The organism is Myxacorys chilensis, assembly GCF_059505265.1.
The window spans coordinates 26,716-35,776 of the sequence record NZ_JCACKG010000298.1 but is presented as its reverse complement, the minus strand read 5'-3'; the positions used below and the strand labels follow the sequence as shown (position 1 = coordinate 35,776).

The window sequence follows — 9,061 nt, the reverse complement described above, 5'->3', positions numbered from 1 at the left end:
TACGAATTTGGATTACCCATTTAGCTATCGCTCCACACGTCTAGAACACGACCGCCGACTTCTTTCTTCTTCGCAAAATGTCTGTTTCGCGAGTTCCACCGCTCCTGTAATTTGATGATCTTGCAAAATCACATCTTTCAAATGAGCGTTTTGTAGTAAACGCTCTGCAAGGTAAGGCAACAACATCATGCCGCGATTGTTATGAGCTGTGAAGGTAAACGAGCGATCGCGAGTTGCCAACTCTAGAGGCGGATTGACAAACCCAATGCCCCATCGCTTGTATCGTCCTGGATATTCGTAACTGCTTTGCAGCAAACCACCTCGTTGAGAGTCGAGTCGAGAGAGAATGGCTTCAGTTGCCGTTTCAATCGGTGTTGAGCAGACAGAGCGCGATACAAAAATACCGCCGTTGGTGGTGTAGGTGTGAGTTCCAAACTGCATGACGAGTTGTTCTCCAGTAGAATGGTTTGGCTTCTAATGTCTGACGGTCTTAAAGCGATGATGGAATGACTGAGAAGGATAGCTAGACGATTGCAAAGTTAGTGGCGTAAGAAACTTTTGGCAATGCTGTGGCGTATGGGCAAGGCTTGCCACGACCAAAGAATTTAGCGATCGTATCAACCTCTAACATGAGGTGCTGAAAATCTGGAAGCGTGAGCGATTGAGGCCCATCTGAAAGAGCTTTTGCGGGGGTCGGATGCACTTCAATCATGAGAGAATCAGTTCCTGCTGCGATCGCGGCTGCCGCCATCGAAGGAACGAGTTCAGATTTGCCAGTCGCATGACTGGGATCGATCATGATCGGCAGGTGAGTGAGCGATCGTAGCACCGGGATAACCGACAAATCGAGCGTGTTGCGCGTGTACTTGGCATCAAAGGTCCGTACGCCTCGTTCACACAAAATCACATCAGGATTGCCTGCCGCGAGGATATATTCTGCCGACATCAACCACTCTTCAATCGTTGCGGACAGTCCACGCTTGAGCAAGACAGGTTTCCCAATATTGCCGAGCTTCTTTAAGAGCGAGAAATTCTGCATGTTCCGCGCTCCAATTTGCACCACATCTGCGACAGCAACCACGGCAGCCAAATCAGCCGCATCCATCACTTCGGTTATGATTCCTAATCCGGTTGCTTCCCGTGCTAATGCCAGTAAGCCTAACGCACTCTCACCATGACCTTGAAACGCATAGGGTGAAGAACGAGGTTTGTATGCGCCTCCCCGCAAGAACTGTGCGCCTGACGCTTTGACGATTTGCGCGGTCTCTAAAATCATGTCTTCGTTTTCGACTGAACACGGGCCTGCAACCGTCACAAGTGGATGATTTTGACCAAACGTTACAAGACCATTGGGAGTAGAAACAACGACCTCACTAGGTTCACCATACCGAAATTCTAAACTGGCTCGCTTGAAGGGTTTCTTCACTCGTAAAACTTGCTCGATCGCGGGGCTAATTTGCTGAATCAGTTCAGGATTGAGTGATTCCGTATCACCCACTAATCCGATCACAACTTTGTGTTTCCCAACTAATTTCTCGGGTGTAACCTTCAAATCACAAAGTTGTCGAATGATTGCTCGATTTCTGCTGCCGGAGTACCACTTTTAATGATGACAATCATGATGTAAATTCTCCTAATTTCTGTATCGCGTTCAATTGATTAAGCGACCGAGCCATACAACAATTTCATTACGCTTGTGAAGGTTAATATTTGAAGGGTTAGCTCGGATGTGCTGACAAACCTTCTCACGTTAACTGCGACTAGGTTATGCAGATCTCGTTGAAACAATGCGAACTTCATAACACGATTGACACAATGACAGCGAATGGGGGATACGCTCGGAAGCGACTTTGGCTGCGGATGTAACAGTTCAACAGGTGCGGTTAAAATTCATCCGCTACATCTACTATGAAGTTTTTTGCTAACAATAAAATATCGCCTCTCCAATTTAGAGAGGCGATCGCATTAAGCGTTTTATGCGAGAACTCCTCTCACACTCATCTTCTAACGTAAAGCTCAGTTGAGTGAGATAGAGATGGCTTAAGGTGGCAGTATGGCGTCATTAAAGCATGGACTACTATCATGGCGATCACAGCAAAACCGGCGCAGGCAAAGAACACTCCTTGCATTCCCCAGAAGCTAAAGGCAACGCCTGCAAAAATTGGGCCTAAAGCTTGTCCTACCGATTGAGCCATTGCATTAACGGACATGAATCCAGCACGCGCATCATTGGGGGAGAGTCTTGCTAACATGGCACGAGTTGGAGGAAGGGCTAACGCTTCTGCGGCACCGATCAGAATGCTAGGAATAAACAGCAACCAAATCGTGTGAACAAAAGGAGTAATGGAAAGTGCGATCGCAAAGAGGGCAAAAGAAGTTTTAATGAGTTGAGCTTCGGAAAATCGTTTGGCAAAAAAACCTAGTTGTGAAGCGAAGAAAGCAAGAGAGACTTGCATACTTGCCATGAGAATACCAATGATTTCGCTTTTGGCTTGCAAAGAACTTCCTGCAAACATTGGAATGTAAACAAAACAAGGTCCAAACTGCATCATGAATACGCACATCACAGCGAATAACAATCCCAGCACATGACGATTCCGAATACTGCTCCAGGTACTTTTGAGATAATCCTTGAGCGCAAAATTCTCAGTTTTCACTTGTTGCTTTGGAAGTTTCAGCTTCGTTATGACTAAAAGCGCAAGTGGAACCGCACTGAGCGACAGCAAAAACACCAATCGCCAACTCAATCCGGCTAATGCTCCGCCTAGAAGCGGAAAAAGGGTCGAGCCGATGCCAATCATGCTGGCATTAAATGCCATCGCGGGAATTAGCATTTTTCCAATATACAAATCGCCAATTAGGGTGAGTGCAAGAGACTCTAGGCTGGCTGCGCCAATTCCTTGTAAAAACCGCCATTCTAGGAGGGCGTGAAAATCTTGAGCAGACGCGCAAAGAACACCCCCCAACGCAAACAGCAGTAGTGAAGGAACAAGAATCTTTTTCCTGCCAACTCGGTCAGCTAACATGCCAAAAATTGGAGTTCCAATCGTGATGGGTACAACAAATACAGCAATCACTAGCCCGATCTGATCCATTGGAACATCAAAGGCTTGTGCTAAGGTTGGCATCGCTGGGTTAAGACTGATGATCCCTAGAATTGCCATTAGCGTGATGCCAATGATGATTTGGAGGTTTCTGTCTTGATGAATGGGAGTTACATTGCGGTTTGATGGGGAGGTGAAGAGAGCCATGAGGTTGCCTCAATGAAGAACTAAGCGGAGTCTATGTTCAAGGTTGTCAAATTGGTAAGCTGACGTCCTGGGCGATAAGTTCAGACTGCATCAGGTAATGACTCACACGGCGAACTGTTCTGGCTTATGCAAAGTACGACTGCGGTGATCAGATTGAAGTAGGATAAATAAGCAATGGGCATGTCGGTAACTATAGTTTTTACCAAATAGCAATGGAATTAAGAGTCAAAATTTGTGGCATTACAAAAGTTGACCAAGGACGCGCGATCACACAGTTGGGCGCAACAGCGCTTGGGTTTATTTGTGTCCCTGGTACACCGCGATACATTCCAGCAGAGCAAATTCGGTCGATCGTCGAGCAGTTACCGTCTGATGGCTCAAAGTGCGATCGTGTGGGCGTCTTCTTAAATGCAACGCTTGAGGAAATTTGTCGAATCGTTGCGATCGCTAATCTCAATTGTGTTCAACTTCACGGCAGCGAATCGATTGAATTCTGTGACGCCTTACGCAGCAGATTCTCCGATGTTGAAATTATTAAAGCCTTGAGAATCAAAACGGTTGAAGATCTAGTTCAAGCCAGCATTTACGAAACTCATATCGATACGTTGCTGCTAGATGCTTATCATCCCGAGCAAGCAGGCGGAACGGGCGAAACAATTGATTGGTCAACCCTAAAGGAATTTCGCCCAAATTGTGCTTGGTTTTTAGCAGGCGGGCTCAATCCAGATAATGTTCTCGATGCTCTCAGGTTAGTCAATCCTGATGGAATTGATTTGTCAAGTGGCGTAGAAAAAGCCCCAGGCGATAAAGACCTGGAGCGAGTGAGCCAATTATTTTCAGTGCTACAACAGTAATCGCAAAACAATCGAAAATAAACTGACTCAATTGCCCGAGTTGCTATGAGCAAGGTGGCAGCAAATGGAATAACAGATGAGATACAGCAAGTGGTTGCCTAACCCACCCGCTACCCATGTGAAGTTTAGGAAAGAACACGCTGTTGAAATTCTTCGATTTGAGGATCTGATGAAATCTCCGCCGATACAACTTTCACAAACTCTAATCGAGAAATCTGTGGGTAGGTTTTAACTGCTCTTTGAACAATAAATGACGCGATCGGACCAACTAAATCAGCCAAATCTTCTTCACAGCGTCGAATAAACAGTTCGTTGCAGTCTAGAGGATTTGAATCTGGCAGTCGTGCTGTTTGACTAGACTGACGAGTAGGCTCCTTCCAGAGCCGCATGACGTTTCTCTTAAACTCGATCTGTTGACTAGGCGTGAGGTAAATCGACAAATCCTCGATTAGGGTTTCGCAACTGAGCGAGGTGGCTGTTGTCTGTCGTAATAAAGTCGGAGCGACAGGGCCAATCAACTCAACCAACATCTTTTCTAAGCGGCTGTAGCGTTCTGGGTCAAGGAAGGAAACCAATGACAGCCTAGATGGAGATAACGGGCTATCCTGCACCGAGCGGGGCGGCGGAGCAACATTAACTGGGTCACTGCAAAAATCATCGCAGAATGGCGGAATCGTATGAAACGCCAAGCGATCCTCTGGATCTTGGCAAAAATCGTCCTGCCCTTGCGTCGAAAAAACTAGCGCAGAAAGAACGTCTGCCGCCGATGAGTAGCGCTTGCGGAAATCAAACAGAACCATCTTCGACAGAACAGCCGCTAAGTTAGGACTAATTTGAACCTGATGCTGCCAAATAATTTCTCCAGTCTGCGGATTTCTATCCATCTGGCTAGGATGCAACCCGCTCAGGGCCTGAATTCCAATCACGCCGAGCGCGTAAATATCGCTACTTGGTACGGGTTGCCCGATCGACTGCTCTCGCGACATATATCCAATCGTGCCGATGATCACCGTTCGTTCTGCTGGCCCTTGAGGAGATTGAATTTGCTTCACCGCTCCAAAATCAATTAGAACCAGTTTGCCGTCCTGTTGCCGTCTGATAATGTTGCTAGGGTTAATGTCTCGGTGAATCACCTTGTACCGGTGAATAAACTCCAAGATTTCTAAAACCTGTCGCAAAAATTGAATCACGCGATCTTCTGTCCAGCGTTCACCCGACTGAAGTTCTGCATCCAGGGACTGTCCTTGAATTAGCTCTTGCACCAAGAATAACTCTTGGTCTTCTTCAAAATAAGCGAGAAGTTGAGGAATCTGATCGTGTCTGCCCAGTTGCTCCAGAATTTCTGCTTCGCTGTTGAACAACCGTCTAGCCGTATCGAGAAACTTGGGGTTGTCCGTGTTCGGTTTGAGATGCTTGACCACACACTGAGGCTGTCCTGGACGATGCAGGTCTTTAGCAAGGTAGGTGTGACCGAATCCACCATTGCGTAAGGTTTGGAAGACCTGATAACGCCCATGTAGTACTTTTCCTAACATAGAATCTTCCTTGAGCTGCGAGGAAAGTTTGATTCAACAATTGATTTTGCTGCAACAATTAATTAAGCCAGTTGAAATAGAAACTTGACGACCTGTGCTTTACCGAGACTAATCGAATCACCAGGACGCAGTTTGTACCAATTTCCTGGTAGTAGCGGGTGGTTATTCAAGTACGTTCCGTTGGAGCTACCCATATCTTGGAGATAGTAGTTGTCTCCCTCAACGCGAATACTAGCGTGCGATCGCGAGACAACTTGAGCATTCGGAAATCCAGAAACGTCGATATCGGGCGAGATGCGATCGCTATGCTTACCTAAGCGAATGATAGCAAGATGAGGTGGCAGTTCAATTGCTGTATTGGTTGCAACATGAAATAACCGTGCTTGCTGAAGTTGTAAAACGGTCGGTGCAGGAGAAACAGACTGTGTCGCAGAATGGGCGGGTGAAGTCAGAGGATTAGGATGTGAGGAACTGGGAACTTGCAAATTGATGGTCGGAGTTGCGATGCTCGTTGAGCGAGGCTCCACTGGAACTGCTTCAGCCGATTGAGTTGCGATCGTAGAACGTGTAGCGGAGACAGCACTTGGCACTTTGGGAGCCAACATCGAGCTAAAGAACGTGTGTGATACAAAAGCAAACCCAGCACTGGCAAAAAAGACCCCTTGCATTCCCCAAAATCCGAAAGCAATGCCCGCGAAGACCGGGCCAAGTGCCTGTCCGACCGCTTGCACAGTAGCATTGACGGCCATAAACCCAGCGCGTGAATCTTGGGCCGCAAGCCCTGCTAATAAAGCTTGGCTCGATGGCAGGGCTAGCCCTTGAGCAACGCCAAACAGCATGACTGGAACAATCAGTAACCATGCATTGTGAATGGCAGGAATAATAGCAAAGGCAACAGCACTGATAATAAACGAGAGTTTAATTAAAGTGATTTCTGAGACTCTGCTCGTCAATGCGCCTAATCGAGACGCAATCACCGCGAGTGATACAGACATACTTCCCAGAATAACGCCATTTACCCAAGCAGGAGCGCCAAACGAAACACCTGCCAAAATGGGAATGTACGTGATGATCGCGCCAAATTGTAGAGCGAATATCGCCGCGATCGCAAATAGCAATCCCAACACAGAACGATTGTTAATGCTGCTCCAAGTGCTCTTGAGATAGGTGTTGAGCTTAAATTGCCGCTCATTTTGCATCTTGGGCAATTTCAAAACCATTAACACCAACATTGCAACTGGCAAAGCTAGAACCGAAAGTAAGAATGGATAGCGCCAACTTAGTCCAGCTAATGCACCGCCCACAAGTGGATAGAGCGTCGAACTCATGCCAATGAGAGCGGCGTTAAATGACATCGCCGCGATCATCGCTTTGCCACTGTAGAGGTCGCTAAACATGGTTAGGGCAAGTGACTCTAAACTGGCAGCTCCAAGTCCTTGCACAAATCGCCATGCCAACAGCGTGTTGAAATCTTGGGCAAAGGAGGCAAATCCACCCGCGATCGCAAAGAGAATAAGTGACGGAACCAGAATTTGCTTTCTGCCCACCCGATCTGCAAGAATTCCAAAAATGGGAGTTGCGATCGCGATGGGCATCAGAAAGACGGACATAACGAGTTCGATTTCGTGCGGCGAGACGCGAAAGGTTTGCGATAGCGTGGGTAAGATAGGCGCGATCGTGTGTCCACCCATAATGGCGATTAGCGTCACGCCATTGATAATAAAGAACTTTTTGTCCTGATAAATGGTGTTGGTACTGTTGCTCGTGCTGTTGCTAGTACTGTTGGCTGTCATGGCAAAACCCCGTATTGATTAAATCTGGTTCATTCCTAGCTCAATGCCTTGCTATGAACTCGTTAACCTACACGGTTGAATCTTGACTGTTATGCAGGTCGCTTATGGCCGCAAAGAAACGACTTCACCTCTAGTTTCCTACCGGAGGGAGCTAGAGGTCTTATTGCTTCTATTACAGGCCTTCTATTACAAGAGAGGGTAAGGGCATCTACTGTTCATTTAAGAACTTCATCGCTAACCCGAAACTAGTTTTCATGCGATTAAACGCGGCAGCTAAAACCCCGATTTCATCCTTAGAATTTTCTTCAAAGGTGGCATCCATTTCTCCAACACTGACTCTTTGAGCCGTTTTAGCGATTTTCTTGATTCGCTGAATCACAGTCTTTTTCAGTAATAGATTGATTGCGAGAATCACGATCGCAAAGATACCGACGACGACACCCATGACAATTGAGAGCGATCGCTGTCCACTGGCAAAAATTTCGTCAGCCGGAACGTAGATTACTTTGGCGGCAACAATGCTGTTAACTTGCCAACCAAATCCATTGTCTCTGCCGTAATCTCTGATCATATTTTTAGGCGCAACTTCAGGGGTTGAATGGCATTTCAGACAACTCTCGTTCTTAATTTTTAGGGGACGCGCAATATAAAACAAGTTGGTTCCGCCATCATTCCGAAATCCAGAGGCTTGCTGAAGTCCGGGCTGGCTCTGGAAAGTGTTTACAAGCTGAGTTTCAAAGCTATCTGCTTTATCTCGGAGATTTGTTGGGTTTAGCGTTGCATCTTTGTACGCAAAGCTTTTGTATTCTTCGAGTTTTCGAAAGCGATCGAAGACTTCTCTTGAAGAAAAACTAGGGACAACTTCTGGTGTGAATCGTTGCTCAGTTTCTAGTCTTTGTTCGAGGAGAGGAGTTACATGATCTTGAGTATAGCCTCTGACCGATTCCACCATTTGGATCAGGGCAGTGGCTTTAGAAACCACCTCAGTTTCAGCCCTTTGATTCAATACAGTTGATAGAGCCAAACCACTTAATGAGCTGCCAATGATGAAAACAATGATCATCAAAATGTTGAATTTTGCACTGATTTTTAAGTTTTTTAAGAATCCATTCAACATGATTTGACTCCTGCAATTTTCAAGTAGTAGTTGTACTTTTTTAATCAAAATAAATATTTAAAATTAGAAAAGATTGATTTTTGCTGGTTAAGCTTCATTAATGAGAAAAATCCTAAACTTTTTATCATGCTGGATTTAAGAAGAAAGAAAACGCCCGCTGTCAAGGATATAAGTTTGTCAACAGGCGTTTTCTAGGACAGAGGTCGATCGCATCTAATTAAGCGTGTGACAGTGAGGCTCCTAATGTTTTTCCTGTCTTCCGTCCGACAACGCCATCTACAGCCAGATTTTTATCTTTTTGAAATTGCATCACCGCAGCTTCGGTGTCTTCATTGAAAAGCCCATTTGCCCCGGCAGAACCGAGATTGTATCCCAGCTTGAGTAAATCAGTTTGTAGTTGTTCGACCTGATCACCAGTGGAACCTAGACGTAAAGTTTGAGGAATTTTGAACATGATGTAATTCTCCAAAATTTGAGTTTGTGTTTGAGTTTGCGCGAGTTCAATGTCTCA

8 protein-coding genes are annotated in these 9,061 nt (G+C 46.0%); 1 reads left to right on the top strand and 7 read right to left on the bottom strand.

Going from position 1 to position 9,061, the window contains the following annotated elements; translation table 11 throughout:
* Window positions 1-24: 24 nt before the first annotated feature.
* The 3 genes from AC5JLB_RS29845 to AC5JLB_RS29835 form a co-directional block, all read right to left on the bottom strand.
* Window positions 25-441 carry a hypothetical protein gene (locus AC5JLB_RS29845; RefSeq protein ID WP_495877448.1) on the bottom strand — a complete coding sequence of 139 codons (417 nt, stop codon included), beginning with the start codon at window positions 439-441 and terminating at the stop codon, window positions 25-27.
* An 82-nt stretch (window positions 442-523) separates the two neighbouring features.
* A complete protein-coding gene (gene aroF, locus AC5JLB_RS29840) occupies window positions 524-1,552 on the bottom strand; it encodes a 3-deoxy-7-phosphoheptulonate synthase (RefSeq protein ID WP_495877447.1) in 1,029 nt (342 codons plus the stop codon).
* Window positions 1,553-1,997: 445 nt separating this feature from the next.
* Entirely contained in the window at window positions 1,998-3,251 is a 1,254-nt protein-coding gene (locus tag AC5JLB_RS29835) for an MFS transporter (RefSeq protein WP_495877446.1), read from the bottom strand.
* 212 nt (window positions 3,252-3,463) lie between these two features.
* Between AC5JLB_RS29835 and AC5JLB_RS29830 the strand changes: the two genes are divergently transcribed.
* Complete coding sequence (locus tag AC5JLB_RS29830; protein ID WP_495877445.1) at window positions 3,464-4,105, top strand: phosphoribosylanthranilate isomerase; 642 nt, start codon at window positions 3,464-3,466, stop codon at window positions 4,103-4,105.
* Window positions 4,106-4,230: 125 nt separating this feature from the next.
* Here the strand turns inward: AC5JLB_RS29830 and AC5JLB_RS29825 are convergent, their stop codons facing one another.
* From AC5JLB_RS29825 to AC5JLB_RS29810, 4 genes are all read right to left on the bottom strand, one after another.
* Window positions 4,231-5,640 carry a protein kinase domain-containing protein gene (locus tag AC5JLB_RS29825; RefSeq protein WP_495877444.1) on the bottom strand — a complete coding sequence of 470 codons (1,410 nt, stop codon included), beginning with the start codon at window positions 5,638-5,640 and terminating at the stop codon, window positions 4,231-4,233.
* Between the two features lie 62 nt (window positions 5,641-5,702).
* The gene (locus tag AC5JLB_RS29820; protein ID WP_495877443.1) at window positions 5,703-7,433 is read right to left on the bottom strand and encodes an MFS transporter; all 1,731 of its coding nucleotides are present in this window, start codon (window positions 7,431-7,433) and stop codon (window positions 5,703-5,705) included.
* Window positions 7,434-7,641: 208 nt separating this feature from the next.
* Entirely contained in the window at window positions 7,642-8,550 is a 909-nt protein-coding gene (locus tag AC5JLB_RS29815; protein WP_495877442.1) for a Tll0287-like domain-containing protein, read from the bottom strand.
* Window positions 8,551-8,767: 217 nt separating this feature from the next.
* The gene (locus AC5JLB_RS29810) at window positions 8,768-9,004 is read right to left on the bottom strand and encodes a peptidoglycan-binding domain-containing protein (protein ID WP_495877441.1); all 237 of its coding nucleotides are present in this window, start codon (window positions 9,002-9,004) and stop codon (window positions 8,768-8,770) included.
* Window positions 9,005-9,061: the final 57 nt, after the last annotated feature.

What these genes read in the sequence shown, in the direction of transcription:
- AC5JLB_RS29830 (WP_495877445.1), top strand. Translation starts at nt 3,464, where the DNA reads ATGGAATTAAGAGTCAAAATTTGTGGCATTACAAAAGTTGACCAAGGA.
- AC5JLB_RS29835 (WP_495877446.1), bottom strand. Translation starts at nt 3,251, where the DNA reads ATGGCTCTCTTCACCTCCCCATCAAACCGCAATGTAACTCCCATTCAT.
- AC5JLB_RS29810 (WP_495877441.1), bottom strand. Translation starts at nt 9,004, where the DNA reads ATGTTCAAAATTCCTCAAACTTTACGTCTAGGTTCCACTGGTGATCAG.
- AC5JLB_RS29825 (WP_495877444.1), bottom strand. Translation starts at nt 5,640, where the DNA reads ATGTTAGGAAAAGTACTACATGGGCGTTATCAGGTCTTCCAAACCTTA.
- AC5JLB_RS29815 (WP_495877442.1), bottom strand. Translation starts at nt 8,550, where the DNA reads ATGTTGAATGGATTCTTAAAAAACTTAAAAATCAGTGCAAAATTCAAC.
- AC5JLB_RS29820 (WP_495877443.1), bottom strand. Translation starts at nt 7,433, where the DNA reads ATGACAGCCAACAGTACTAGCAACAGCACGAGCAACAGTACCAACACC.
- AC5JLB_RS29845 (WP_495877448.1), bottom strand. Translation starts at nt 441, where the DNA reads ATGCAGTTTGGAACTCACACCTACACCACCAACGGCGGTATTTTTGTA.